At 36.7% G+C, this 26,763-nt stretch carries 31 protein-coding genes; 25 read left to right on the top strand and 6 right to left on the bottom strand.

All coding sequences use genetic code 11. The features are described 5' to 3' along the window. Window positions 1–21: 21 nt before the first annotated feature. The 18 genes from rpsH (at window position 22) to truA (ending at window position 11,150) form a co-directional block, all read left to right on the top strand. The gene (gene rpsH, locus G577_RS0102345; RefSeq protein ID WP_028789786.1) at window positions 22–420 is read left to right on the top strand and encodes a 30S ribosomal protein S8; all 399 of its coding nucleotides are present in this window, start codon (window positions 22–24) and stop codon (window positions 418–420) included. 30 nt (window positions 421–450) lie between these two features. Next, the gene (gene rplF, locus G577_RS0102340) at window positions 451–987 is read left to right on the top strand and encodes a 50S ribosomal protein L6 (protein WP_028789785.1); all 537 of its coding nucleotides are present in this window, start codon (window positions 451–453) and stop codon (window positions 985–987) included. 63 nt (window positions 988–1,050) lie between these two features. Then, a complete protein-coding gene (gene rplR, locus G577_RS0102335; RefSeq protein WP_028789784.1) occupies window positions 1,051–1,416 on the top strand; it encodes a 50S ribosomal protein L18 in 366 nt (121 codons plus the stop codon). Between the two features lie 20 nt (window positions 1,417–1,436). Then, a complete protein-coding gene (gene rpsE / locus G577_RS0102330) occupies window positions 1,437–1,937 on the top strand; it encodes a 30S ribosomal protein S5 (protein ID WP_028789783.1) in 501 nt (166 codons plus the stop codon). Window positions 1,938–1,950: 13 nt separating this feature from the next. Continuing rightward, on the top strand, window positions 1,951–2,133 hold the full coding sequence (gene rpmD, locus G577_RS0102325; protein WP_028789782.1) for a 50S ribosomal protein L30: 183 nt from the start codon (window positions 1,951–1,953) through the stop codon (window positions 2,131–2,133). A gap of 40 nt (window positions 2,134–2,173) precedes the next feature. Next, window positions 2,174–2,614: a 50S ribosomal protein L15 gene (gene rplO / locus G577_RS0102320; protein WP_028789781.1), complete on the top strand. Its 441-nt coding sequence runs from the start codon at window positions 2,174–2,176 to the stop codon at window positions 2,612–2,614. Continuing rightward, on the top strand, window positions 2,614–3,906 hold the full coding sequence (secY, locus tag G577_RS0102315) for a preprotein translocase subunit SecY (protein WP_028789780.1): 1,293 nt from the start codon (window positions 2,614–2,616) through the stop codon (window positions 3,904–3,906). Before rplO ends, secY begins: the two co-directional genes overlap by 1 nt. A 58-nt stretch (window positions 3,907–3,964) precedes the next feature. After that, on the top strand, window positions 3,965–4,612 hold the full coding sequence (locus tag G577_RS0102310; protein ID WP_028789779.1) for an adenylate kinase: 648 nt from the start codon (window positions 3,965–3,967) through the stop codon (window positions 4,610–4,612). 185 nt (window positions 4,613–4,797) lie between these two features. Beyond that, window positions 4,798–5,016, top strand: coding sequence for a translation initiation factor IF-1 (infA, locus tag G577_RS0102305; protein ID WP_014125620.1), 219 nt, complete (start codon window positions 4,798–4,800; stop codon window positions 5,014–5,016). A gap of 35 nt (window positions 5,017–5,051) precedes the next feature. Further along, window positions 5,052–5,168, top strand: a complete 117-nt coding sequence (gene rpmJ / locus G577_RS0102300; RefSeq protein WP_028789778.1) for a 50S ribosomal protein L36 — start codon at window positions 5,052–5,054, stop codon at window positions 5,166–5,168. 18 nt (window positions 5,169–5,186) lie between these two features. Then, window positions 5,187–5,552, top strand: a complete 366-nt coding sequence (rpsM, locus tag G577_RS0102295; RefSeq protein WP_028789777.1) for a 30S ribosomal protein S13 — start codon at window positions 5,187–5,189, stop codon at window positions 5,550–5,552. A gap of 26 nt (window positions 5,553–5,578) precedes the next feature. After that, the gene (rpsK, locus tag G577_RS0102290) at window positions 5,579–5,968 is read left to right on the top strand and encodes a 30S ribosomal protein S11 (RefSeq protein WP_028789776.1); all 390 of its coding nucleotides are present in this window, start codon (window positions 5,579–5,581) and stop codon (window positions 5,966–5,968) included. Between the two features lie 80 nt (window positions 5,969–6,048). Beyond that, the gene (locus tag G577_RS0102285) at window positions 6,049–6,987 is read left to right on the top strand and encodes a DNA-directed RNA polymerase subunit alpha (protein ID WP_028789775.1); all 939 of its coding nucleotides are present in this window, start codon (window positions 6,049–6,051) and stop codon (window positions 6,985–6,987) included. A gap of 24 nt (window positions 6,988–7,011) precedes the next feature. Next, the gene (gene rplQ, locus G577_RS0102280; RefSeq protein ID WP_028789774.1) at window positions 7,012–7,392 is read left to right on the top strand and encodes a 50S ribosomal protein L17; all 381 of its coding nucleotides are present in this window, start codon (window positions 7,012–7,014) and stop codon (window positions 7,390–7,392) included. A 361-nt stretch (window positions 7,393–7,753) separates the two neighbouring features. Then, entirely contained in the window at window positions 7,754–8,593 is an 840-nt protein-coding gene (locus G577_RS0102275) for an energy-coupling factor ABC transporter ATP-binding protein (RefSeq protein WP_028789773.1), read from the top strand. Next, on the top strand, window positions 8,569–9,429 hold the full coding sequence (locus G577_RS0102270; RefSeq protein ID WP_028789772.1) for an energy-coupling factor ABC transporter ATP-binding protein: 861 nt from the start codon (window positions 8,569–8,571) through the stop codon (window positions 9,427–9,429). The genes G577_RS0102275 and G577_RS0102270 overlap by 25 nt, the downstream gene beginning before the upstream one ends. Then, window positions 9,426–10,223: an energy-coupling factor transporter transmembrane component T family protein gene (locus G577_RS0102265; protein WP_028789771.1), complete on the top strand. Its 798-nt coding sequence runs from the start codon at window positions 9,426–9,428 to the stop codon at window positions 10,221–10,223. Before G577_RS0102270 ends, G577_RS0102265 begins: the two co-directional genes overlap by 4 nt. A 186-nt stretch (window positions 10,224–10,409) precedes the next feature. Further along, on the top strand, window positions 10,410–11,150 hold the full coding sequence (gene truA, locus G577_RS0102260; protein ID WP_028789770.1) for a tRNA pseudouridine(38-40) synthase TruA: 741 nt from the start codon (window positions 10,410–10,412) through the stop codon (window positions 11,148–11,150). 112 nt (window positions 11,151–11,262) lie between these two features. Here the strand turns inward: truA and G577_RS0102255 are convergent, their stop codons facing one another. Next, window positions 11,263–13,851 (bottom strand): YfhO family protein, encoded by a 2,589-nt coding sequence (locus tag G577_RS0102255; protein WP_038027579.1) that lies wholly within the window; start codon window positions 13,849–13,851, stop codon window positions 11,263–11,265. Between the two features lie 181 nt (window positions 13,852–14,032). Here G577_RS0102255 and G577_RS0102250 point away from each other — a divergent pair, with 181 nt between their 5' ends. Then, the gene (locus G577_RS0102250) at window positions 14,033–14,419 is read left to right on the top strand and encodes a GIY-YIG nuclease family protein (protein WP_028789768.1); all 387 of its coding nucleotides are present in this window, start codon (window positions 14,033–14,035) and stop codon (window positions 14,417–14,419) included. A 13-nt stretch (window positions 14,420–14,432) separates the two neighbouring features. Here G577_RS0102250 and G577_RS0102245 read toward each other — a convergent pair whose 3' ends face one another. The 3 genes from G577_RS0102245 to G577_RS0102235 form a co-directional block, all read right to left on the bottom strand. Next, the gene (locus tag G577_RS0102245) at window positions 14,433–14,963 is read right to left on the bottom strand and encodes a hypothetical protein (RefSeq protein ID WP_028789767.1); all 531 of its coding nucleotides are present in this window, start codon (window positions 14,961–14,963) and stop codon (window positions 14,433–14,435) included. 249 nt (window positions 14,964–15,212) lie between these two features. Beyond that, a complete protein-coding gene (locus G577_RS0102240) occupies window positions 15,213–16,118 on the bottom strand; it encodes a DUF368 domain-containing protein (RefSeq protein WP_028789766.1) in 906 nt (301 codons plus the stop codon). Between the two features lie 167 nt (window positions 16,119–16,285). Then, window positions 16,286–17,821, bottom strand: coding sequence for an AbgT family transporter (locus tag G577_RS0102235; RefSeq protein WP_028789765.1), 1,536 nt, complete (start codon window positions 17,819–17,821; stop codon window positions 16,286–16,288). Window positions 17,822–18,149: 328 nt separating this feature from the next. On the opposite strand from G577_RS0102235, the gene G577_RS0102230 reads away from it, so the two are divergent. After that, on the top strand, window positions 18,150–18,578 hold the full coding sequence (locus G577_RS0102230; RefSeq protein WP_028789764.1) for a pyridoxamine 5'-phosphate oxidase family protein: 429 nt from the start codon (window positions 18,150–18,152) through the stop codon (window positions 18,576–18,578). A 160-nt stretch (window positions 18,579–18,738) separates the two neighbouring features. Here G577_RS0102230 and G577_RS0102225 read toward each other — a convergent pair whose 3' ends face one another. Beyond that, complete coding sequence (locus tag G577_RS0102225; protein ID WP_028789763.1) at window positions 18,739–20,001, bottom strand: SLC13 family permease; 1,263 nt, start codon at window positions 19,999–20,001, stop codon at window positions 18,739–18,741. 212 nt (window positions 20,002–20,213) lie between these two features. Further along, complete coding sequence (gene rpmB / locus G577_RS0102220) at window positions 20,214–20,402, bottom strand: 50S ribosomal protein L28 (protein WP_028789762.1); 189 nt, start codon at window positions 20,400–20,402, stop codon at window positions 20,214–20,216. Between the two features lie 373 nt (window positions 20,403–20,775). On the opposite strand from rpmB, the gene G577_RS0102215 reads away from it, so the two are divergent. From G577_RS0102215 to acpP, 5 genes are all read left to right on the top strand, one after another. Then, window positions 20,776–21,138 (top strand): Asp23/Gls24 family envelope stress response protein, encoded by a 363-nt coding sequence (locus G577_RS0102215; protein WP_028789761.1) that lies wholly within the window; start codon window positions 20,776–20,778, stop codon window positions 21,136–21,138. Between the two features lie 52 nt (window positions 21,139–21,190). Beyond that, window positions 21,191–22,867, top strand: a complete 1,677-nt coding sequence (locus tag G577_RS0102210; RefSeq protein WP_028789760.1) for a DAK2 domain-containing protein — start codon at window positions 21,191–21,193, stop codon at window positions 22,865–22,867. A gap of 89 nt (window positions 22,868–22,956) precedes the next feature. Beyond that, complete coding sequence (gene recG, locus G577_RS0102205; protein ID WP_028789759.1) at window positions 22,957–24,987, top strand: ATP-dependent DNA helicase RecG; 2,031 nt, start codon at window positions 22,957–22,959, stop codon at window positions 24,985–24,987. 46 nt (window positions 24,988–25,033) lie between these two features. Further along, the gene (plsX, locus tag G577_RS0102200; protein WP_028789758.1) at window positions 25,034–26,038 is read left to right on the top strand and encodes a phosphate acyltransferase PlsX; all 1,005 of its coding nucleotides are present in this window, start codon (window positions 25,034–25,036) and stop codon (window positions 26,036–26,038) included. A gap of 109 nt (window positions 26,039–26,147) precedes the next feature. Then, a complete protein-coding gene (acpP, locus tag G577_RS0102195; protein ID WP_028789757.1) occupies window positions 26,148–26,390 on the top strand; it encodes an acyl carrier protein in 243 nt (80 codons plus the stop codon). The last annotated feature ends 373 nt before the right edge of the window (window positions 26,391–26,763 follow it).

Genomic DNA, 26,763 nt, shown 5'->3' with positions numbered 1-26,763 from the left:
AAAAAGGAGGTAAATCATCTAATGGTCATGACAGATCCAATTGCAGATTTTCTAACTCGTATTCGTAATGCCAATATGGCAAGGCATGAAGTTTTAGAAGTCCCTGCTTCAAAAATAAAACAAGATATTGCGGAAATTCTTAAAAATGAAGGTTTTGTGCGCAATGTTGAATATATCGAAGATGACAAACAAGGCGTTATCCGTGTATTCCTTAAATATGGAAAAGATGGTGAGCGTGTGATCACTAACTTAAAACGTATTTCCAAGCCTGGTTTGCGTGCTTATGTTAAAGCTGACGAAGTTCCTAAAGTGTTGAATGGTTTAGGAATTGCAGTGGTTTCTACTTCAGATGGAGTGATCACCGATAAAGAAGCTAGATCAAAAAACGTTGGCGGCGAAGTTGTCGCTTATGTATGGTAATTTAATAAATACACAAGGAGGTGTCTTTTCATGAGTCGTATTGGGAACGAAGTTGTCGTTTTACCTGAAAGTGTTGAGGTAGAATTTTATGGAAACAATGTAACAGTTAAAGGACCTAACGGGGAATTAACTCGTGCATTTTCACCAGATATTAGATTTCATATGGCGGAAAACGAAGTATCATTTATCCGTCCAAATGAAAGCCAAAAAATGAAGACAGTTCATGGGACTACCCGAGCAAACTTTAATAATATGGTTGTCGGTGTATCTGAAGGTTTCCAAAAATCTTTGGAGCTTGTGGGAGTTGGATATCGGGCCCAAATGCAAGGCACAAAACTTATCCTAAACGTTGGCTATTCACAACCTGTGGAAGTAGAAACTCCAGAAGGTGTTACTATTGAAGCTCCAGCCAATAACCAAGTGATAGTTAAAGGTTCCAGCAAAGAACTTGTTGGGAAAGTAGCTGCTAAAATTCGCAGTGTTCGTATGCCAGAGCCTTATAAAGGAAAAGGTATTCGTTATTCAGGCGAACAAGTACGCAGTAAAGAAGGAAAAACTGGGAAATAAGCAAGCTCGCAAAGAAACAAAATTAAACGCGGCTTAGACGAATAAAGTAAAGAGGTGACGATTGTGATTACAAAACCAGACAAAAACAAAACACGTAAGAAAAGACATTTGCGTGTAAGAAATAAAATATCTGGTACTGCTGAGTGCCCACGCTTGAACGTTTTTCGTTCGAATAAAAACATCTACGCGCAAGTAATTGATGACGTAGCGGGTGTGACGCTAGCAAGTGCCTCTACCTTAGATAATAATATTTCAGGTGGATTAAGTGGAACAAAAACTGAACAAGCACAAGTTATCGGTAAAGCAGTAGCCGAACGTGCAACGCAAAAAGGTATTAAAGAAGTAGTCTTTGACCGTGGTGGATACCTTTACCATGGTCGTGTAGCAGCTTTAGCAGATGCCGCTCGCGAAAATGGACTAGAATTTTAAAAAAAGGAGGAAAACCATTAATGGCTCATATTGATCCAAGTAATTTGGAAATTGAAGATCGCGTTGTTGCGATTAACCGTGTATCAAAAGTCGTAAAAGGTGGACGTCGTTTACGTTTTGCAGCATTGGTTGTTGTCGGTGATAGAAACGGACATGTAGGATTTGGTACTGGTAAAGCTCAAGAAGTTCCAGAAGCTATTCGTAAGGCTGTAGAAGACGGTAAGAAAAACTTAGTTGAAATTCCAATGGTTGGTACAACTATCCCACATAGAGTTATCGGCTCATTTAGTGGTGGCTATATCCTATTGAAACCAGCTGAAGCAGGTGCTGGAGTTGCTGCAGGTGGACCTGTTCGTGCAGTATTAGAGCTAGGTGGGGTAGCCGATGTAACATCTAAATCATTGGGCTCAAATACACCAATTAATGTTGTTCGCGCAACAATCAAAGGATTAACTGAATTAAAACGTGCAGACGAAGTAGCTGAACTACGCGGCAAATCTATAGAAGAAATTACTGGTTAGGAGGACGAAACTAATGGCTGAATTAAAAATTACTTTAAAACGCAGTGTTATTGGACGTCCTCAAAATCAGCGCGATACAGTAAAAGCGCTAGGACTAAACAAAGTAAATAGCACTGCTGTGAGACCAGCTAATGATGCAATTAAAGGCATGGTTGCAACGGTTGCACATTTAGTAGATGTAGAAGAAATCTCGTAACAACTTGCTAAGATGATTTTGATTAAGGAGGTGCCAAACAATGAAACTTCATGAATTAGAACCTACGAATGGATCTCGTCATGCACGTAAACGTGTGGGGCGTGGCTCATCATCCGGCTATGGAAAAACTGCAGGACGTGGACAAAAAGGGCAAAAAGCTCGTTCAGGTGGTGGAACTCGTCTTGGTTTTGAAGGTGGTCAAACAGAATTGTTCCGCCGTTTACCAAAACGTGGATTCACTAATATTAACCGTAAGGAATATGCGGTAGTTAACGTTGATCTTCTGAATAACTTTGAAGACGGAGCTGAAGTTACTCCTACTGTTTTAGCTGAAGCTGGTTTTGTAAAAAAACAAAAAGCTGGTGTTAAGATATTAGGCAACGGTGAATTAAATAAAAAACTAACTGTAAAAGCAGCGAAGTTTTCTAAAGGAGCACAAGAAGCTATTGAAGCTGCTGGTGGTTCAATTGAGGTGATCTGATGTTAAAACTTTTAAAGGACGCTTTTAAAGTCAAGGATATTAGATCAAGGATCTTGTTTACGATATTTATTCTGTTTATATTCCGTATCGGAACGCATATCACTGTACCTGGCGTTGATGCAGGTCAGTTGCAAACTATTGCAGAACTTCCGTTTATGAATATGTTGGATTTAGTCAGTGGTAGTGCGATGCAACGTTTCTCCATCTTTTCGATGGGAGTTTCGCCATACATTACTGCTTCGATTATTGTCCAGCTTATGCAGATGGATATTGTTCCTAAATTCACTGAGTGGTCAAAACAAGGTGAAGTGGGACGTAAAAAGTTGAATCAAGCAACTCGTTATTTTACTTTAGTATTAGGTTTTTTACAATCTATTGCATTAACAGCCGGTTTTCAAGTTTTTACTCAGTTCGGTTTTGTCCCTAATCCTTCCATTTCAACTTATGCGATCATCGGTATCATTTTAACTACAGGAACTATGTTTATTACCTGGCTTGGAGAACTAATTACTGAAAAAGGAATCGGAAATGGCGTGTCCATGATTATTTTTGCAGGCATTATTTCTCGATTGCCAGTGTCAATGAGAGAGATTGTTGATGATTATTTTATTAATATTAATCAAGACGATCTTTGGCAATCTATACTATTTGTCGTTCTGTTAGTTATTGCTGCTTTAATCATTGTAACTATTGTTACTTTTGTTCAACAAGCAGAAAGAAAGATTCCGATTCAGTATACAAAACGTGTGGCAGGGGCGCCAACAAGCAGCTATCTTCCGTTAAAAGTTAACGCTGCTGGTGTTATCCCAGTCATCTTTGCTAGTTCCTTGATTACAACACCAAATGCGATCTTTCAAGCTTTTGGTTCTTCTAGAGGAGAAACTTGGTTTGATGTAATTCAAACACTTTTTGATTACAATACAGTACCTGGTGCTATTTTATATGGTGCATTGATCGTTGGCTTTACTTTCTTTTACGCTTTTGTTCAAGTCAATCCAGAAAAGTTATCTGAGAACTTGCAAAAACAAGGAAGTTACATTCCAAGTGTGCGTCCGGGAAAAGGGACAGAAGAATTTGTCTCAAAACTATTAATGCGTTTGAGTACAGTAGGATCGCTCTTTTTAGGAGCAGTTGCGTTGTTGCCTATTATTGCGTCTATGATATGGGATCTACCAGAATCGATAGGCTTAGGCGGAACAAGCTTACTAATTGTGATCAGTGTAGCTCTTGAAACGGCCAAACAAATTGAAGGTTTGATGCTAAAACGTCAATATACTGGTTTTATAAACTAGTACTTTTTTCAATGTTTATTAATTTTGACATTGGTAAAAATTTGCAGGAGGAATAAAGATGAACCTCATTTTAATGGGACTGCCTGGTGCTGGAAAAGGGACACAAGCAGAAAAGATTGTTTCTGAATATAATATTCCACAAATTTCAACAGGAGATATGTTCAGACAAGCAATCGCTAAACAAACAAGTCTTGGTTTAGAAGCAAAAACTTATATGGACAAAGGTGAACTTGTGCCTGATGAAGTGACAAACGGGATTGTAAAAGAACGCTTAGCTGAATCAGATACAACAAACGGCTTTTTGTTAGATGGTTTTCCTCGTACTTTAGACCAAGCGCAATCCTTAGATGAAATGATGCAAGATTTGGGAAAAAGAGTTGATGCTGTTATTGAGATTCGCGTTCCCGAGGATGTATTAGTTGAACGTTTATCTGGTCGTTACATTTGTCGTAACTGCGGAGCAACGTATCACAAGTTATTTAATCCAACAAAGGTCGAAGGAACTTGCGATCGTTGCGGTGGGCACGATTTTTATCAACGAGAAGATGATAAACCAGAAACTGTGAGAAACCGTATCAGTATCAATATGAAAAATAGTGAACCCATTTTAAGTTACTATGAAAATAAAGGTTTGCTTCACTCTATTGATGGTAATCGTGAAATCAATGAAGTTTTTGCAGAAATTCAACAAATTTTAGATAAGTAGTTCTTGCGCTTTTTCGTGTTCTAGTAACTTTTTCTTGTAAATAATTCGGCATTATGCTAGAATGTATCAGTCTGGAATCTGGGCTAATAAGAAACGGCAGTAAAGTAGTTAAGGTGGGAACAACATAGGTTTCCGCCGTTTTATCGCGTAAAAAGTTGCGAAACAAGTACAAGGAGGTACTGTGCGTGGCAAAAGAAGATATGATTGAAATTGAAGGTACAGTCGTCGAAACTTTGCCCAATGCAATGTTTAAAGTCGAACTTGAAAACGGCCATGAAATTCTTGCGACTGTCTCTGGGAAAATCCGGATGCATTATATTCGTATTTTGCCAGGGGATAAGGTGACTGTTGAACTGTCTCCTTATGATTTAAGTCGAGGTCGTATTACGTATCGTTTTAAATAATTGTACTTACGTAAAGCCATAGGGAGGTAAGTATTATGAAAGTAAGACCATCAGTAAAACCAATGTGTGATAATTGTAAAGTGGTGCGTCGTAATGGACGCGTTATGGTGATTTGTTCAGCAAATCCAAAACATAAACAACGTCAAGGATAATTGGAGGTGTAATAAGATATGGCTCGTATTGCAGGAGTAGATATCCCACGTGACAAACATGTAGTTGTTTCTCTTACTTATATTTTTGGAGTTGGAGATACGACAGCTAAAAGCATTCTAGCAGAAGCTGGAGTTGCTGAAAATATTCGTGTTCGTGATCTGACAAACGAACAAACAGACACAATTCGTGCTGTTGTGGATAATCTAAAAGTAGAAGGCGATCTTCGCCGTGAAATTAACTTAGATGTCCGTCGTTTGATGGAAATTGGTTCATACCGTGGCATGCGTCACCGTCGTAACTTGCCCGTACGTGGACAACATACGAAAAATAATGCACGCACACGTAAAGGACCAGCAACAACTATTGCAGGTAAGAAAAAATAATTTCTAGTGAAGGAGGTTAAAACTTCATGGCACAAAAGAAAGGGAATCGTAGACGCCGTGTAAGAAAAAATGTTGAATCCGGTGTTGCGCATATTCATTCAACGTTTAACAATACAATTGTGATGATCACTGATGTGCATGGTAATGCCTTATCATGGTCTTCAGCAGGTGCTTTAGGCTTTAGAGGCAGCCGGAAATCGACGCCATTTGCTGCTCAATTGGCAGCAGAAACTGCAGCAAAAGCATCAATGGAACACGGATTAAAAAATGTAGAAGTAACCGTAAAAGGCCCAGGTTCAGGACGTGAAGCAGCAATTCGTTCATTACAAGCAGCAGGATTGGAAGTGGCTGCGATTCGTGACGTAACACCAGTTCCTCATAATGGATGCCGCCCTCCAAAACGCCGTCGTGTTTAATGAGTGCTGCTCATTTTGAGTCTTAAAATTTATGTCATTGAACAAGACACTTTTCGTTTTGAAAGGGGTAAAAGATAAGAATGATTGAATTCGAAAAACCAAGAATTGCAAAGATTGATGAAGAGAAAGATTATGGCAAGTTCATCGTAGAACCTTTGGAAAGAGGCTATGGAACTACATTAGGAAATTCCCTGCGTCGTATTTTGCTATCTTCTTTACCAGGGGCAGCAATCACGAATATCCAAATCGATGGTGTATTACATGAATTTTCAACGATTAAAGGCGTTAGAGAAGATGTTGCGCAAATCATTTTGAATATCAAGGGTCTTGCTCTCAAGCTCTACACTGAAGAAGCAAAAAACCTTGAAATTGATATTACGGGTCCAGCTACGATTACAGCTGGTGATATCATCGTTGACAGTGATGTAGAAATACTAAATAAAGAAATGTATATCTGTACTGTATCTGAAGGAACAAGATTTCATGCTCGTTTGTCAGTGCAACCTGGACGTGGTTATGACCAGGCAGATGAGAATAAAAGGGAAGATATGCCAATTGGTGTACTGCCAGTTGATTCTATTTACACTCCTGTCCGCCGTGTGAATTATCAAGTAGAAAATACGCGTGTTGGTCGACGGGATAATTATGATAAATTGACAATGGAAGTTTGGACAGATGGTTCAATTGAACCTCTTGATGCATTGAGTTTATCAGCCAAAATTCTTACTGATCATTTGGAAATTTTTGTGAACATGACCGATGAAGCTCAAAATACTGATATCATGGTTGAAAAAGAAGAAACACAAAAAGAAAAAATGTTAGAAATGACGATCGAAGAATTAGATTTATCTGTTCGCTCTTATAATTGTCTAAAACGTGCTGGTATTAATACAGTACAAGAATTAACAAATAAGTCCGAACCAGAAATGATCAAAGTACGTAACTTAGGACGCAAATCTCTTGAAGAAGTTAAATCAAAATTGAGTGATCTTGGTCTAGGTTTACGTAAAGATGATTAATTTTTTACGAAGGAGGGAACCCACGTGAGTTATCGTAAATTAGGACGCACATCTAGCCAACGTAAAGCGATGTTGCGTGATTTAACTACTGATTTAATTATTAATGAACGGATCGTTACAACACAAACCCGTGCTAAAGAAGTTCGTTCGACAGCAGAAAAAATGATCACTTTAGGAAAACGCGGTGATTTGCATGCACGTCGTCAAGCAGCTGCGTTTGTGCGCAATGAAGTTGCTAGTGTGCGTGAAGAAGATGAAGAAATTGTCATCGATTCAGCTTTACAAAAGCTTTTTAATGATATTGCTCCTCGTTATGAAGAACGTCAAGGCGGTTATACTCGTATTTTAAAAACAGAGCCAAGACGCGGAGATTCTGCACCAATGGCGATCCTAGAACTTGTCTAAAATCTAATGAAGAAGTATTAGTGCTTTTACTAATATCAAGCATCACTTTGTCGATGATTTTAAGAGCGTTATGATGATGGAAGAAAAACTTCTTCCGAGTCTAGCTCAGCGCTGCTCCCTAAATTGTTAGGGAGCAGGCATTCATCATAAAGTGTTTTTTTTAGTTTCGATTGTCTATTTAAATATGGATAATGGAAAGTGAAAAAAGCAACTTTAAAGTTTTCATTTATGAGAATAATTGAAATGTCCTCTTTTTTTTGGTAGTGTTAGTTAGAATCAAATTGTTTATTGTATAAAAGCTAACTATAAGAACTTTTTGCCTCAAATGCTTTTTTATTTTAATTTACATAAAGGAGTAATCATGGAGCCTATTATAAATTTAAAAAATATCACTTTTCGTTATCAAGGAGAGCAAACACGCACCGCTTTGCAAAATGTATCATTGACTGTTAATAAAGGAGAATGGTTGGCTATTATTGGTCATAATGGCTCCGGGAAGTCTACACTAGCTAAAACAATTAATGGATTACTTTTGCCAGAGTCTGGAAGTGTTTCAGTGGGGCAACTGGATTTAAATGAAGAAAACGTGTGGACGATTCGTAAAATGGTTGGAATGGTTTTTCAAAATCCAGATAATCAATTTGTAGGTGCTACAGTTGAAGATGACGTTGCTTTTGGGATGGAAAATCAAGGCGTTCCGCGTGACGAAATGCTCCCTCGAGTAAAGGAAGCTTTGGAACAAGTAAAGTTGACTGATTTTGCTGACAAGGAACCTGCACGTCTATCAGGAGGACAGAAGCAGCGAGTTGCGATAGCAGGGATAGTGGCTTTACGCCCAGATATTATTATCCTTGATGAGGCGACAAGCATGTTAGATCCTGAAGGACGTCAAGAAGTCATCTCCATTCTCAAAGAAATTAAAGAAAAATATCAACTCACAGTTCTATCCATTACACATGATATTGATGAAGCAGCTAATGCCAATCGTATTTTTGTGATGCGTGAAGGCGAATTAGTCGATGAGGGAACGCCGGCAAAGATTTTCTCTGAGGGACCTAGTTTAGTAGAAAAGGGGTTAGATTTGCCTTTTCCTGAGAGATTAAAACAAGCATTGAAAGACCGAGGTGTTACAGTACCTGAAACTTATTTAACGGAAGAAGGGATGGTGGACTGGTTATGGACATCGATTTTGAACAAGTGAATTTCACCTATCAACCTGGTTCACCATTTGAGCAACGCGTTTTATATAATATCGATATGACAGTTAAAGAAGGAACATATAATGCTTTAGTCGGTCACACTGGAAGTGGAAAATCAACAATTTTACAACACTTAAATGCTTTATTAAAACCAACTTCTGGCAATGTAAAAATTGGCGAAAGAACGATCACTTCAGAAACGAATAATAAAAATTTAAAGCCTATTCGAAAAAAAGTTGGAATTGTTTTTCAGTTCCCTGAATCACAGCTGTTTGAAGAAACGGTAGGAAAAGATATTGCTTTTGGTCCTAAGAATTTTGGTGTATCAGAAGAAAATGCATTAGAATTAGCCAAAGAATATTTAACGTTAGTAGGATTGGATGAAAGTTATTTAGAGCGTTCTCCTTTTGATCTGTCAGGTGGTCAAATGCGTCGAGTAGCTATTGCTGGAGTTTTGGCAATGGAACCGGAAGTTTTAGTGTTAGATGAACCAACAGCAGGACTTGACCCTCAAGGACGCAGGGAAATGATGGCTATTTTTGAAAAATTGCATCAGACAAAACACATGACGATTGTGTTGGTTACTCATCTAATGGATGATGTAGCTAATCATGCAGATTATGTTTATGTTTTGGAAAAAGGTAAGCTAGTCAAAGATGGCGTGCCTGAAGAAGTTTTTCAGGATGTTCAATGGTTACAAGAAAAACAATTGGGGGTTCCTACTGCAGCAGCTTTTGCTAAACGTTTAGAAAAAAAGGGGATGACTTTTAAAAAGTTGCCTCTTACAGCAAATGAATTAGCTGATGAATTAGTGGCAAGAGGAGGAAACTTGTTATGATGAATAAGTTGATTCTTGGACGATATATCCCTGGAAATTCCCTAATTCATCGGTTGGATCCGCGAGCAAAATTACTTACTAGTTTTTACTTTATTGGGATTATCTTCTTCGCTAATAATTGGCAAAGTTATCTACTCTTAGGGTTATTTACTCTTTTTTGTGTTTATTTATCAAAAGTCGATTTTGGTTATTTCTTACGTGGTGTTCGCCCTTTACTTTGGCTGATACTGTTTACTGTCGCTTTGCAAGTCTTGTTTACCTCTGGTGGTCAAGTTTACTGGGAGTGGGGCGTTTTTCAGATTACAGAATATGGTGTGCAAAATGGGATCTTTATCTTCTGTCGTTTTGTATTAATTATATTTATGTCTACTTTATTAACGTTAACGACGCCTCCTTTGGAACTATCAGATGCTATTGAGTTTATTTTACGTCCTTTAAATGTGGTCCATTTTCCTGTTCATGAAATTTCTTTAATGTTGTCTATTGCTTTGCGTTTTGTGCCAACATTAATGGATGAAACGGAAAAAATTATGAATGCACAACGAGCACGTGGAGTTGATTTTAGTGAAGGCAACTTAATTCAAAAAATGAAAGCAGTGATACCGTTATTAATTCCTTTGTTTGTTTCTAGTTTTAATCGTGCAGATGACTTAGCAACAGCAATGGAAGCTCGGGGTTATCAAGGTGGCGAAGGACGTACGAAATACCGTGTACTACATTGGCATAAAAAGGATACCGTTTCTATTTGTGCTTACGCCATTTTAACGATCGTATTAATTTATTTAAGAGCTTAAAAAAGAAGGCAAAATAAACCAGTGTGCTAAAATGGAAATAACCTCATAAGAAAGCTAAACTAGTGTGCTTAACCCATGATAAGCACATAAGTTTGCTAATATTACGTGCTTAATTTAAGAAAAAGAGACAACAAAAGTTAATTTCTCCTTTTATTGTCTCTTTTTTTGTGAAAGAGGAGAGAAAAAATGGTTCGATATAAAGCGATTATTGCTTATGATGGTACAAACTTTAGTGGCTTTCAAAGCCAAATAAACGGGCGCACGGTTCAAGATGAGATAGAAAAAACACTTTCTAAAATTGCGAATCAAACGATTAAAATTCATGGTTCAGGAAGAACAGATGCTGGGGTCCATGCTTTAGGGCAGGTGATTGATTTTGTCTGGCCTTTTGAACGTGCATCAGAAAAATTGCGTTTTGCTTTAGATACACAAACTCCTGCAGATATTGCAGTAAGAAAAGTAGAACTTGTCGCGGATAGTTTTCATTCTCGCTATCAGGCCAAAGAAAAAACGTATGAATTTCGGGTGGATATTGGTAAGCCGCGTAGTCCTTTTCGACGTTTTTATAGTAGTTATTATCCTTATGAATTGGATGTAGAGAAAATAAAGAGAGCGCTCCCTGATTTTTTGGGTACGCATGATTTTACTTCGTTTTGTTCAGGGAAAAGTGCAGTTAAAAGTAAAACACGAACCATCTACGAAGCAACTATGGAGATGAATGAAAACAGAGATGAATTGATATTTACTTTCCGTGGCGATGGTTTTTTATATAATATGGTACGTATTATGGTGGGAACTTTATTAAAAATTGGAAATGGCCGAATTTCACAGGATGCGATCTCACAAATTATTGTCGCTCGTGATCGTAATGCGGCTGGACCTACCGCCCATCCGGAAGGGTTGTATTTAAAAGAAGTGAAATATTAAAGCATTCGATAATTAAGGGAGTATTTAAAAACCCAGTGGGCTATCTATATTGATAGCCCACTGGGTTTTTCGAGTTTAATGAGAACGCAGAGAATACATCGCTGAGCTAATCCTATGGCCATCTTTTTTTCTCGTAATACCAATCAAAACCAACAAATAGAGTTATGCAGATAACAAATGCGCCGACTCCTGGAAGAAAACCTTGTGGACGATAACTTAACTCGATTGTATGTTTTCCTTCTGGTACTTCTAAACTAACAAATGCGTCTTGGAAGGAATTGACAGCTACATCATGTCCGTCTATTTTGGCGTGCCACCCTCCATCATAAGGAATAGTGGTTATTAATGTTTGGTCTGTATTTGTTGTCACTTCAGCCTGAGCGCTACGGTTTCCTGTTTGCATTTCGACGCCATTTTCTTGGATTGTATCGACACTTTCTTGTAATGCATCAGTGTCTAAAGTAACTACTTGTGGATTTTGGAAAGAAATATCTTCCGTGCCATAAAAACTTGCAGTAAATTCAATGGTTTGTGCTTGATTATAAAATCCTAAATCGTAATATTGTCCATTCGTATTAATTTGGCTTTCCCGTTGTTGTCCATCCACAGTAATTGTTACTGTGGAGTTTTCTAATTCAGCAAAATTGGTAGGAAATAGACTGAGATAAGCCTGCGAATTTTCAGGTACGGTGACTTCCCAAGTAATCTCTTTGGCGATATTTTCTTCTTCTTCACTGTAATTTGTATGTGCTCCTTGATTTTCGATCGTTACATTATTTAATCCAATTACAGTGATAGGTCGAAATGTGAAGAATGTTTCTTGTGTTCCTGCTAATTGATTCATTAAATTTGTCTGGTTGGATAAATTATCATTAGGGACTTGCGTTACTTGATCAATGGCAGGATCGGTTAAGAAACCTAAAGGTAATGCGTTTTGATTTTCATAAAGTTGATAGTCGTCATTCGTATTTTTTTGGCTGAATCCATATTTGTTTATCGGTTGTTCGGTTAGGTTATATTTGACTGCCATCAAGCTGTCCATCAGTAAAGTATTATTAGGATAACGTACATTTAAACTTGTTCCTCTGGATCGAAAGCCGAGCATGTTCATATAATTAGAAGCATTACGGTTGCGGATAGATGAAAACATGCTAATACCACTATAACCGTAATTAAAACTATCATTAGCAGAAACAGGATCTAAGTTTTCTAAACGATAAAACGTATTATTCTCTTCTTTTGTTTGTTCAACGAGTTCATTAATGGCAGGGTAGGGTTCAGTATACAAACTTCGAGAAGGATAATTCCATTCATCTAAGATTCCTCGTAACATACTATTGGTGTTGACAGCCATCTCTACTGTTATGAACAATAATAAAAATACAACGGTTTGTTTAAGTGTAAATTGTTTTTTGTAAAATGAAAAAAAGATAATGAAATAAACAGCTAAAAAAGCTAAACTTAAAATAAGAGAGATCGGTTCTAAGTAGTCCTTTGTGTTATGAACTAAAAGATAGGTTAGCGAAAAAGTTACAGCTAAAAAAACAAAGGAAAAAAGGAGACGTTTTTCATTGGCTGGATTTAATTTTTCCCAACCAAAACCAGCCAACATTATAATAGTAAAAGAGAGAAAAAAAGCATATCGGAATAAAAACATATTCGGAGCATGCATGCCATGCCAGAATAAGTTTAAAGGAACAAAATAAAAGCTTCCTAGCAACAGAGCGATTAATAAAGCGTACAGAAGTTTTTCTTTCCATGGAATTTCTTTAATAATGAAATAAAAAACAAAAAAAGCAAGGGGCAATAAACCGATATAAATAAAAGGAATGGAACCGTATTTCGTCGTATCATAAACCCCGATCATATTTTTAATGAAAAAATCCAAAGGGCCAGTTGCATCTGTTTTAAGATTGGTAATTTGTGTTAATTCTTCCCCGTTAGAACGTAAATCTAACAGTGCTGGCAAGATGATAATCATTGAAGCACCACCAGCTAAAAAAGAAGTAACAAAATAAGGAAGAATCCGTTTTTTATTTTCTTGCCAATTTCTAAATAATTGGACAAAAAAGTAAAGAACTGAAAAAACGCCGACCATAAAGCCTAGGTAAAAACTAGTGAAAAACAGCATAAAATAACTAATAAATAAAAGCTTCGGTTTCCCTTTTTGTATGATACGGTCGATCCCCCAGATAATTAAAGGTAAGTAGACATAAGCATCTAACCACATAATTAGTTCAGACTGAGCGGTAATAAAAGACATTAGAGCATAACAGATAGCTAAGGTTATATGACTTTTCTTAGAGATATGAAAAATATGTTTAGCATAGAACCAAAAACTTAGCCCTGCACTACCGATCTTTACTAATGTTAAAAAGTACAAGGCATCTGGCATCAATTGATTAGGAAAAAATAGAACAAGGGGGGTAAAAAAACCACCCAAATAATAGGAGATTAAAGAAAGATAGTTTAATCCTAAAGAAGCATTCCAAGTGTAAAGGAAACTTTGTTCGCCAAATAAAGCATTACGAAAGCTTGCATGAAAATTGGAAAATTGTGAGAAAGCATCACTAGCTAGTAGAGTGCGTTCACTTCCTGGATAAATACCGATCGTTAGATAAATAATAGCCATTATGATTGCAGGTATAAAGAAACTGGCAATCATATAATATTTATTTTTTTGAAAAAAATCTTTGATCATTGAAAAAATGGCTCCTTCAAATTGTTTATACTTTCATGCTAGTTTATCATAGAATAAAGGAAGAGTATAAGTTTGTGTGGAGAATATTAATAAAAAATGTAATTTGATCGAAAGATAAATTTTATCAATCATTTCCGTTATTTTAATTCATATTTTAAGACTAAAAAAAGAGATGAAAAAAATGAAAAAAACAATTCAAGGAGAGCATACCCTTTACGCAGTAAAAGGCTTTTTGCAGGAAGAAAAAAATATTCAAATAGGGAAACTAGGAGAGTTTACTTTTGCAAGAGGATACTATGTTTACGTAGGAAGTGCCAAACGAAATATCCAAGCGAGAATAAATAGACATATTCAAGTAGAGAAAAAGAAACGCTGGCATTTAGATTATTTACGTCCTTATTTGCATATAGAAGAAGTCCAAACGTTTTTAGGTGAAGAAGGTGAATGCCAGCTTTTTGCCCGCCTGCAAGAAAAAAATGGTGGAATTATTCCAGCAAAAGGGTTTGGCTCGTCTGATTGTCACTGCCTTTCTCATTTATTTTATTCGTTAAATGAAAGTCAACTTTAAGAGTAAGTTTTGTTTAAGCAATGAAGAGTCTGATAATGTTAAATAAGGCAAAGCATAAAAGTATACTACCGGCTCCTAATCCAGTAATTGCACTTGCTCGGTAAGAAATAACTTTCATACGTTTAATCGTGACAATTGATGTCGCGACAAATAAAAGGGCTAAGAGATGCATCGTAGGTTCTTGGAAGATAAAAGCCAAAGGAGAGAAATGGATTCCTACAATCAGACAAATCCATGGAGAAATGTAACTATCTAATTTCTTGTTGTATAATAGATGAGCACCGATGCCACCAATGAAGAATTCAATAATGACGATAATATAATACCATGTGGATAGACCATTTGCTGTTAATACGCTAGCTTCGTCTTGATAGTTAAAAATGAGATAGATGCCTAATACGCCTAGTAAAAAAGAAGTCGTACAAGCAATAACTAAATACTTCTTCCAACTTCTTTTAGGACCTTCTAATGCCCAACCAAACCACACAAATGCAAAAAAGCTATAAATAACAACTGAGGTAGCGATGTCTCTTAGATAATCCATCCAAGAAGCCCCTTTCTTGTTTTGATATAAAACGAAAATGAAAAAAGAATGACTACGTTTGAATAAAGCTGGAAAGGTTATAAGCATTAAATTGTTTTTATTTAACTTAAGTATAATAGAACGCTTTCAATAATCCAAATGATCTTGTTTAAAGAAAAGTTCGTTCATAAAAGTTTGAAATCAGCTTAAACAATAAGCCGCCAATTGTTGTTCTACTTGGCGGCTTATTGAGGCAGTTGACCTTCATTTTTATTTTGAATCTGGTTGTTTAACTTTGCCTAAACGATATGTTAAATAAAAAGCGATAAGCAATAATATTATTCCAATACTTGTAAAAGAGATGGCATTAGAACTGGATAGATCAGCCAGAGCATTTGTATTATAAATAATGGCAAATGGAGAAGCGATAATCAAACCGAAGATTCCACTATAAGTTAAACTTGGATAATGAATGAATAAGTATTCGATGATTTTACTAATCAAAAAAACACCTAATAAAATACCTACTCCGAAAGGGAATAAAAGGCTGGCGTTATAAATTAGACTTTCCCAATTGAGTATACGGAGAGCATCAAAGAAACTTGTCACGGTGTTAATAATACTGTAATAGTAACCAAAAACCATTAAAATAAGAGACCCACTGATTCCAGGCACAACCATAGTCGCAGAAGTAACAATACCAATAAAGAATAATAGAACGATATTTGACAAGTTAACTTCAAGCCCTGCTGAATGAGCTTGAGTTTCTTGCATTAAAGACATTCCTATAACTAATATAAAAAAAATAAGAAAAACGACAATATGAGTAATGTTTAGATTTACACGTTTTTGTTTCATTGCAGCACGAAATTCTTGGAATAAGATAGGAAGACCACCAAGAATAAGGCCTATAAATGCAAGAGCTGTAGGTAACGTATATTGGCTTAATAAAAACTCAATGGCATAGGAAAAAAAGACAACACCAATAGCTAAACCAATGCCTAGTGGAAGTAGGATTTTTAAGCTGTTTTTCCATTTTTTGATTAAATGGGAAATGGCATAAATCATATCATCGTAAATCCCCAATGAAATAGCCATCGTTCCTCCGCTGACTCCGGGCACGATATTTGCAATGCCCATCATAACTCCCTTAATGATCATCCAAAAATAATTCAAGTTTTGTGACCTCCATAAATTTTTATTTCTTATATATTTTACTTGAAAGCTGAATATGTAGCAATCAAATATCTGGGAAAATAAGAAAAAGGTGCTTCTACTTTCCTTGTTTTTAGGTACAGAAAGCAAAAGCACTTTTTATTAAGATTTTTTAGGTTATCAATAGATTATAGCGTTAGACCTGCTCCAGGGCCTAATGGAATACTAAATAAGAACCAGATGATAAGAAGGATTGTCCAAGTCAGTAAGAATGCCATAGAGTAAGCTAACATTGTAGATATGATTGTTCCAATACCAGCCTTTTTATCATAACGTTGCGCAAAGATTAAAATCATAGGGAAGTAATTCAACAAGGGGGATATAACGTTTGTTGAAGAATCAGCAACCCTATAAGCAATTAATGTCAATTCAGGGGCAATATTTAAATTATAAAGCATAGGTGTAAAGATTGGAGCTAAGATTGCCCATTTTGCAGAAGCAGAGCCAATAAACAGATTGATAAAACCAGATACGACAATAAATCCTAAGATTAATGGTAAACCTGTTAAATGAATAGATTCTAATAAGTCAGCACCTGAAACTGCTAAAATTGTCCCTAAGTTAGTGTATTCGAAATAATTAATTAGCTGTCCCGCAAAGAAAGCTAACACGATATAATTCCCCATCGAGCTCATCGATTCGGACATACCTTTGACAAAATCAGAAGAATTTTTAATTTTGCCAACAGTTATACCGTAAGCCAAACCAGGCAAAACGAATAACAAGAAAATACCTAAGAGTAAGCCACTTGATAAGAAGTTATTGATGGATTCTGTACCAAGGGCTTCATCGTAACTTCTGAATAAAGCTCCTTGCGGAAACATCAAGATCCCCATGATAACTGCATAAACAACTAGGACGATCAAAGCATTGCGTAGCCCTTTTAGTTCAACTTTTGATAAGGATTCAAAGTCAGGGCGATAGTCTCCTTTGTATTCGCCTAGCCTAGGCTCGACAAATTTGTCAGTGACTAAAGCACCTACAATGGTTAATAAGATTGTAGAAGCAACCATGAAGTACCAATTGGCTGTAATCGACATTTCATAGTTAATTCCAGCAGAACTTAATGCTTCATTTGCGATTTCTACAACGATAGCATCCAAAGGACCTACTAGTAAGTTAGCAGAAAAACCACCAGATACCCCGGCAAAAGCAGCTGCTAAACCAGCAAGCGGATGGCGACCTGCACCAGCAAAGATAAGTGCGCCTAAAGGAATAATTACAATATAGCCGACATCTGAAGCGATATTTGATATGATTCCTGCAAATACAACAGAGGCTGAAAGAAGAAAAGCTGGGACATTAGATAATAGACGCTTTAATGTCGAGGCAATAAGGCCTGTCCACTCTGCAACACCAACCCCAAGCATAGTAACAAGTACTGTACCTAAAGGCGCAAATCCAGTGAAGTTGTCTACAGCCGAATTGAACATATGATTTAGTCCTTCAGCTGATAGTAAGGAGACAGCTTCTACTGTGGTATTTTCTCCTTCCGCGGCGTCAAAATATTCAACGCTTAAATCCGTTGCACCGGCAATTCCCGATATTACAACGACAATTGCCGCTAAGATAATAAATAAAACAACGGGATCAGGTAATTTGTTACCTACCCGTTCAATCCAACCAAAAAAACCTTTATTCTTCTGGTTTTCTAACTCATTCATTTTGTTTCCCTCCTCATATAAGTACTTTGTAAAAAATATAAAAAATAAGTATACCAATGAGTGTATCAGGTGCCTATGATGAAAACAATTCGTTGATAAATAAAAAAATTGTTTTCTAATGATTTTTTAATTTAAACACCATATTTTCGTTATTTTAGAAGGTCGTAATCACCCACTCCTGTTAAAATTCAAGGTAATTTTTTCATCTAGTTAAATTATTAATGAAAATCTGTTATACTATATACGAATTATGAAATTAATCACAAGGATGTTTTTGCTCTTCGTTTAGTAGTGAAAGAACTTACAATGGAAGTGGAGGAGAAAACCAATGAAAACCCAAGATATCATGAAGATTTTAGAAAAAGATATGAAAGTGGCTATATTTGCAACTGTTGATGAGAATAACCATCCTCACGCTCGCCCTATTAATATCGGAGTGGCTAATGAAGAGGGAGTTTTTTTCATGACCAGCCCCAAAACGAATTTCTACCAACAGATGCAAAGTAACTCGAAGATTGCTATTACGGGATTTTTAGAAGAAGAATATTTAATTCAAGTGATACGAATTGAAGGGAAGGTTAGAAAATTAGGGAAGGAAAAACTTCAAGAAGTATTACAGGATAATTCTTATATTGATCAAGTTTATCCTGATAAACAAGAGCAACAAAGTGTCCAAGTCTTTCAACTTTATGAAGGAGAGGGCTTCTACCATAGTTTGACACAAGGTCACAAATATACCTTTAGTATTAATGGATAGATCTTTAAGCTTGTTCGTCAATAACTATAAGTTTCTATATCAATTTTCTGACCACTTTTACTCTCTTTTGGAACGTTAAAAACCAGAGAAAATAGCTCTTTTCTTTAAGTGTTATTCTCTCTGGTTTTTTACTAGCTTTGGTCGAGCTGACAAGACTTTTTTAATTAAATAAAGCAAAAATGCCAGTGGTGGCCAAAATAGAACTTATCAAGACCATGCCAATTGAGAAAATAAAAAGGGAGACAAATAATTTATTGGAATTAAACTCTTTTTTATATTGATAATCGCCAATTATTGTTGATAAGATCAATCCTCCTGCACTTGAAACAGGACTGAACGCTGCCGAGCTGGCACCGACAATCATGGTACTCAACAGACCAGTTTCACTTGTACTATGGCCAATAACATCTGCTAGTTCACCGACTGTCGGTGCAAGTGTCGGAATCACTACACCTAAAGTAGATGAGAACCAAGACATGAAACCACCAACAAAAGAAGTCACTCCCATAATTGTGGCATAATTAGAGAAGTCTCCGATCACCCCGACAAGCATATCTATCCCTCCGGTTTCGTTGATAATATTCATCAGCACACCTACACCGGTTACCATCAAAATAGTATTCCACGGTATGTTTTGAAAGGCTTTCTTTTCGTTAGAAATTCCTAATATAAGTAAAAGCATTGCCACCGATATTGCGGTAAGCCCTGCATCTAGCCCGAGACCAATCACGCAAAAGATAAAAAGGAAGATGCCTGCTAGTGCAATCCATTGCTTTTTCGTCAAATGTTTTGTTTCAACCCGTTTATCGGAAGACTGGTTTTTTTGTATTTTATAGCCTTTGAAATAAATAAACGCAGCAATAGATAATAGAATCATGCCGATAGTGACGTTGAAAGTCAGTGGGGTTAGAACCCCTTCTATACCTTGTTCAGTCATAATAGTCACTATCACATTGCCATCTGGTGTGATGGTTGTAAAACGACCTGATTGTCCTCCGGCAACACCAATAATCATCAAAAGTGCAGGGTTATATCCTGAAGTGCGTGCAAGAGGGATAGACATCGATACAACAAAAACAAGGGCGGCTACAGCTCCAGCTAATGCAGCAATTAAAAAGCCGACCATGAATACAAGAATCGGGACAAACCAAATTTTTCTGCCAAGTTTACTGATAATATGATTAATCAATGTATCTAGACAACCATTATCACTGATAATTCCAAATAAAAATGTCACACCAAGTAATGTAATAAATAAGGAAGCGTCGAATCCTTCTAGAATTTGTTCCGTAGAAAAATCATTTGATGCATAGCCAATGACAACTGCTACAGCTATGGCTAGAAGACCAATATTGAGTTTTTTGATAAACCCAATGATAATCACCAAAACGAGGGCAAGTAATGTAATAATCTCCATGCTCATAAAAAACGACGCTCCCTTCACTTTTCTAGAATGTTAAGAGTTTAAGCTTAACACTACCACATATGGGTTGCTCTTACAACGCTTTTTTGCGAGCAATTGAATGCTTATAAAGATAGTTATAGAAAATAAGAAAGTAGAAGTGACCTATATTTAAATAAAGAGGAGGTAAATACTGCTAATGCAGCATCTACCTCCTCTAGGAACTTTAAATTTTATATGCGCTCAACTTTACCAGACTTCAAAGCACGAGCAGATACCCAAACATTTTTTGGTTTGCCATTTTCTAATATGCGAACTTTTTGTAGGTTAGGTTTTACAGTACGTTTAGTAGCGTTCATCGCATGAGAACGGTTATTGCCGGTTCTAGTTTTACGACCTGTGAAATAACATTCTTTTGACATGTGTAGTTTCCTCCTTTGCCTTGATCTAGGAGCGCTTGTTTTTCGCTCATACTAGACAAAATTAGCATAAAATAGTTAGAAATGCAAGTAAAATTTTCTTCTTACATTGACTTTTTCACTGCATCATTGTAAATTAGTTAAGGTTATGAAAATTTTTTGTGAAAATAAACGAATGAAGGGCCTTCTCGGATAAAAGACACATTAAGTTTCCTTAGAGTGTTTTGTTGAAAAAATAATCATTGAAACTTTTGGAAGACACTACATTTTGGGAATGTCAAGAGGGAAGCTAGTGTCATCTTCTTTTATTTAAAGAAGGGCTATGTTAAAATACTATAGTATAAAATGGACGGTTTGTCGGCTAAGGAGGCTTATCATGGCTGTAAAAATAAATACCTCAATTGGAACAATTGAAATTACAAATGATGTAATTGCAACAGTTGTCGGTGGTGCGGCAACTGATGTTTTTGGTATTGTTGGGATGGCTAGCAAAAACCAACTAAAAGATAATATCAACGAAATTTTACGAAAAGAAAATTATGCACGCGGTATCGTAGTACGGCAAGAAGAAAACGGAATTGCCGTAGATGTTTATACAATTGTAAGTTATGGGACGAAAATTTCGGAAGTTTCCCGTAATGTACAAGAAAAAGTAAAATATAACCTTGAAACAATGCTTGGCGTTGTTGCTAATTCAGTAAATGTGTTTGTTCAGGGTGTGCGAGTATTACCAGATTAATAACAAACAACAAGCTGAATATTCAGCGATTGGAACTTAAGGAGGATTACCAGTGAAAGTAACGGATATTAGCGCAAGCCAATTTCAAGAAATGGTCCGAGCGGGCGCGAATCGTCTTCAAGCAAATGCAGAGTTTGTTAATTCGCTAAATGTGTTTCCAGTACCAGATGGAGACACTGGGACGAATATGAATTTATCAATGGCTAGTGGTGCTAAAGAAGTGTCTGATTCTTCTTCAGAAAAGGTTGGAGAATTAGCTGATCGTCTATCAAAAGGGCTGTTAATGGGCGCTAGAGGAAACTCAGGCGTTATTTTGTCACAATTATTTCGTGGATTTAGTAAGAATGTGGAAGAACTGGAAACTTTATCAGCCAACGATTTAGCTCAAGCGTTTAAACATGGAGTTAATACAGCTTATAATGCGGTAATGAAGCCAGTAGAAGGTACCATTTTGACAGTTGCACGTGTAGCAGCTGAATATGGAGAAAAAAAGGCAGCAGACACCGATGACTGTATTGAAGTGATGTCAGCTATTGTAAAAGGCGGAAAGCGGGCTTTAGATAAAACACCAGATTTATTACCAATTTTAAAGGAAGTAGGCGTTGTAGATAGTGGTGGACAGGGCCTATTATTTGTTTATGAAGGGTTTTTAAATGCTCTGAATGGAGAATCTGAAAATGAAGATTATTCTGTTTCACCAGCTGCTATGGATGAATTAGTAAATGCAGAACATCATCGTAGTGTACAAGGTCAGATGTCTACAGATGAGATTACTTATGGCTATTGTACTGAAATTATGGTGCAAATTGGGGAAGGTCCAACAGTAGAAAGTGAATTTGATTATGAGACTTTTCGTAACTATTTAAATGAACTAGGAGATTCCTTGCTTGTTGTTAATGATGATGAGATTATCAAGGTCCATGTACATACGGAATACCCGGGAGAGGTCATGAATTATGGCCAAAAATTTGGTTCATTAACGAAAGTCAAAGTCGATAACATGCGTTTACAACATGAGACCATTTTAAGTAGTGAGGAAAGTCAAACTGAGTCCCCACAAAAGCAACCACGGTGTGCTTATGCCGTTATTACAGTAGCTGCTGGTCAAGGGGTAAAACAACTTTTTGAAAGTTTAGGAGCTAAGTATGTAATTCCTGGCGGACAAACGATGAATCCGAGTACTGAAGATATTACTAAAGCGATCGACGAAGTAAATGCTGACCAAGTCATTATTTTACCTAATAACAAGAATATCTTTATGTCTGCCAATCAAGCGGCTGAATTAGCTGAGGTTCCTGTTGAAGTGGTTCCTTCCAAAACGATCTCTCAAGGTATGACAGCTATGCTAGGTTTTAATGAACGTCAATCTTTAACTGATAATAAAGAGGCAATGAATCAAATGCTAGATACGGTGGTCTCTGGTTCAATTACTCATGCGATTCGCGATTCAAGTATTGAAGGAATTAATATAAAAAAAGATGACTTTTTAGGTATGGTTGACGAGAAAATTGTCGTTTCAAATGCTGATATCTTAGCGTCTTCTAAAGAAACATTAAAACAAATGATTACAAATGAGACAGAAATTATTACCATTATTATCGGAGAAGATGGTACGAAAAAAGATGCGGAGAAATTAGAAGAGGCAGTTTTGGCAATTGATGACGAATTAGAAGTTGAAATTCATGAAGGGGATCAACCTGTTTATCCGTATATTTTTTCAGCTGAATAGCAAATTTTTTTACAAAATACGTTGAAAGTTAGAAAGGGGCTGGGATTTTAGTGATTTTCCAGCTTCTTTTTTTGAAAGTTGGTGAGAAAATGCTAGAAGAATCCATTACAAAACTTGCCGGAGTTGGAGAAAAACGTGCGCAAGCCTTAGCTGACTTAGGAATAGAAACTATAGAAGATCTATTGCGTTATTATCCTTTTCGCTATGATGATATTAAAGAAAGAGACTTAATCGAAATCAACGATCAGGAAAAAGTAACTATTAAAGGAGTTGTAGTTTCTCCGCCGGTTATTAATCGTTTTGGTTATAAGAAGTCGCGATTGCAATTTCGCATGATGCAAGATCATGATGTTTTTAGTGTGTCTTTTTTTAACCAACCTTACTTAAAAGATAAAATCATCGTCTCTGAAGATATCGCTGTTTATGGAAAATGGGATGCTAAGCGGAAGTCATTAACAGGAATGAAAATATTAGGAGCTAATCAAGAAGGCGAGTTTGCACCGATTTACCATGTAAGTAAGGCTATCCGGCAACAAACATTAGTTGATTTGATAAAAAAAGCATTTGCTCGTTTTGGGGAGCAATTAGAAGAAAACTTGCCGCTATCTTTAATGGAAAAATATCGTTTATTAAGTAGAAAAGAAGCAATGTATGCGATGCATTTTCCTAAAGACCTCAATGAATATCATCAAGCAAAACGACGTATTGTGTTTGAAGAATTTTTCTTATTTCAAATGAAAATCCAAGGGTTAAAAAAAGAAGAAAAGTCAGAAAAACACGGAATTATTATTCATTACGATGTTGAGCGTGTAAAAAAATTTACGAAAAATCTTCCTTTTACTTTAACAAATGCACAAAAACGTGTAACGAATGAAATTTGTCGTGACTTTTTACAGCCTAGACACATGCAACGTTTGTTACAAGGCGATGTAGGTAGTGGCAAGACGGTCGTAGCTGCAATTGCTCTGTATGCGGTAGTGACCGCAGGCTTTCAAGGAGCTTTAATGGTGCCTACAGAGATCTTGGCACAACAACATTTGGCTAGTTTAAATCAATTATTTGACCCCTTAGAAATACATACGGCGCTTTTGACGAGTTCGACAAAGCCAAAAGAAAGAGAAAAAATTATCGAACAATTACAAAACGGAGAAATCGATATTCTTGTGGGAACTCATGCGTTAATTCAAGAAGGCGTAGATTTTTCCAATTTGGGACTAGTTATTACAGATGAGCAGCATCGTTTTGGTGTAAGTCAGCGACAGATTTTACGAGAAAAAGGATTTCAACCAGATGTATTATTTATGACAGCTACGCCAATTCCACGAACCTTAGCAATTACGACTTACGGAGAGATGGATGTTTCAATTATTGATGAAATGCCTGCAGGCAGGCTTCCGGTGGAAACACGCTGGATCAAACATGGCCAATTGTCAGGTGCTTTAAAAAACGCCCAACTAGAATTACAAAAGGGATCTCAGATGTATGTCATCTGTCCATTAATCGAAGAATCTGAGATGTTAGACGTACAAAATGCTGTGGAATTATATGAACAATTAAAAGAGTTTTTTGAGCCAGAATATACTGTAGGTTTACTCCATGGTAAAATGAAAAATGAAGAAAAAGAAGCAGTTATGCAAGCTTTTAATGAAAATGAATTCCAAGTGTTAGTTTCTACTACTGTGATTGAGGTAGGAGTAGACGTCCCCAATGCCACGACTATGCTTATTATAGATGCCGACCGTTTTGGATTAGCCCAATTGCATCAATTACGTGGTCGAGTAGGCCGAGGGCAAGAAGCTTCTACGTGTATTTTGGTCGCTAATCCACAAAATGAGTTGGGTAAAGAACGAATGAAAATTATGACAGAAACCAATAATGGATTTGTTGTTAGCCAAAAAGATTTGGAACTTCGAGGGCCTGGTGAAGTATTTGGTTCTAAACAATCAGGGTTGCCAGAATTTGTGGCGGCTGATATTGTAGCAGATGCTAATGTTTTAGAGGTAGCCAAAGATGAAGCACAGCAATTATGGCAAAAAGAAAATTGGCAATTATTACCTGAGTACGCTGGTTTACTGTCTTATTTAAAAGAAAACGCGCAAGAAAATCAGTTTTTTGATTGAGCGATTACACGAAAAAGGAACTTTTTAGAAGGGTGTGCAAAGTAAAATGAAAATTGCAGTAGATGCTATGGGTGGCGATAACGCACCAGAAGCAATTGTTACAGGAGTAATGACAGCAAAAAATGATTTTCCTGAGATTGAATTTCAATTATATGGCAAAGAAGATGAAATAAAAAAATATGTAACTGACCAGAATAATATAACAATTATTCATACAGATGAAAAAGTAACGAGTGAAGATGAACCTGTGCGAGCGATTCGACGCAAAAAACAAGCTTCGATGGTTTTAGCGGCGCAAGCTGTTAAAAAGGGAGAAGCAGATGCTTGTTTTTCTGCAGGAAATACAGGCGCGCTTTTGGCTGCAGGATTATTTATTGTTGGTCGTATTAAAGGTATCGAGCGCCCAGGATTAATGTCAACCTTACCTATTATTGGAGAAAATCGAGGATTTGATATGCTAGATTTAGGAGCTAATGCGGAAAATAAAGCGGAGCATTTACTGAAATACGGCATTTTAGGCTCTTTTTATGCTAGAAATGTTCGAAATGTAGAAAATCCTACGGTTGGTTTATTAAATAACGGAACTGAAGCCTCAAAAGGGAGTGAAGTGACGAAAAAAGCTTTTGAGCTTCTGTCTGAAGAGTCTAACATAAACTTTGTAGGAAATATCGAATCTCGTGATATTTTAAATGGTGCGGCAGATGTTGTGGTAACAGATGGTTTTACAGGTAACGCTGTTTTAAAATCGATTGAAGGAACGGCGTTAAACATTACACAATTACTGAAAGAGTCTATCCTTGATGAAGGAATAAAAGGAAAGATGGGTGCTTTATTATTAAAAAATGCGTTAAGTGGTTTAAAAAATGAGATGGATTATGCTAAGTACGGCGGAGCAGTCTTATTCGGCTTGAAATCTCCTGTTGTCAAAACTCATGGAGCAACAAAACCCGAAGCAGTAGCAGCCACAATAAAGCAAATTCATACGATGCTTGATACAGATGTTGTGGGTAAACTCACGAAACAATTTGAAGTAGAAGATACACAGAATTAATGTAATAAAAATGTAACCTTTGTTACAAAGTTGAAAAAACGCTAGACAAATTCAATAAAAAATCGTACAATACTTGAGAGCTATTCTAAGTGCGTGGAGGTGAATATATTTGACACGTGAAGAAATATTTAATAAGGTAGCTGGCGTGATCGCGAATCACTTTGAAGTGGCAGCTGACCAAGTAAAAGAATCAATGAGTATAAAAGATGATTTAAATGCTGATTCAATTAGTGTGATGGAATTTGTGTTAGAATTAGAAGAAACTTTTGGCACAGAAATTTCTGATGAAGATGCAGAAAAGATCCAAACTGTAGGTGCCGCTGTTGATTATATCAATTCTTATTTAAACTAGGTAAGTATTCGACCCTTTTAAAAAGGGTCGTTTTTTTGTGCGCTCGGCATGGTCGATAACTTGGTAGTGAAAGTCCACTACGGACTTGGCAGTAGGAACTGTTAGCTAAAAGCAAAGGTGTCCGCCGTGAGGCGGAATCTGAAGGAAGCTAGAGGCAAACACTTGCACTGACGAACAGGAATCTCATAAGAAGGCTGGTTTGGGATGGACGAGCTTGCAAAACAAAGTAAAGTCCGATACTGCCCGAATCCCATACAGTAAATGAGGCAGTGACATGAGTGGAAGGTTATCGCGCCTTACCCGGGGAGGTCTGTCTAGCGACAGGAGTCGTAGTAATAACGAATAGACAGAAGTCAGCCGAGGTCATAGTAGG

The sequence above is a fragment of the Tetragenococcus muriaticus DSM 15685 genome, from assembly GCF_000423785.1.
Classification (GTDB): domain Bacteria; phylum Bacillota; class Bacilli; order Lactobacillales; family Enterococcaceae; genus Tetragenococcus; species Tetragenococcus muriaticus.
This window is presented reverse-complemented; position numbering and strand designations above follow the sequence as displayed.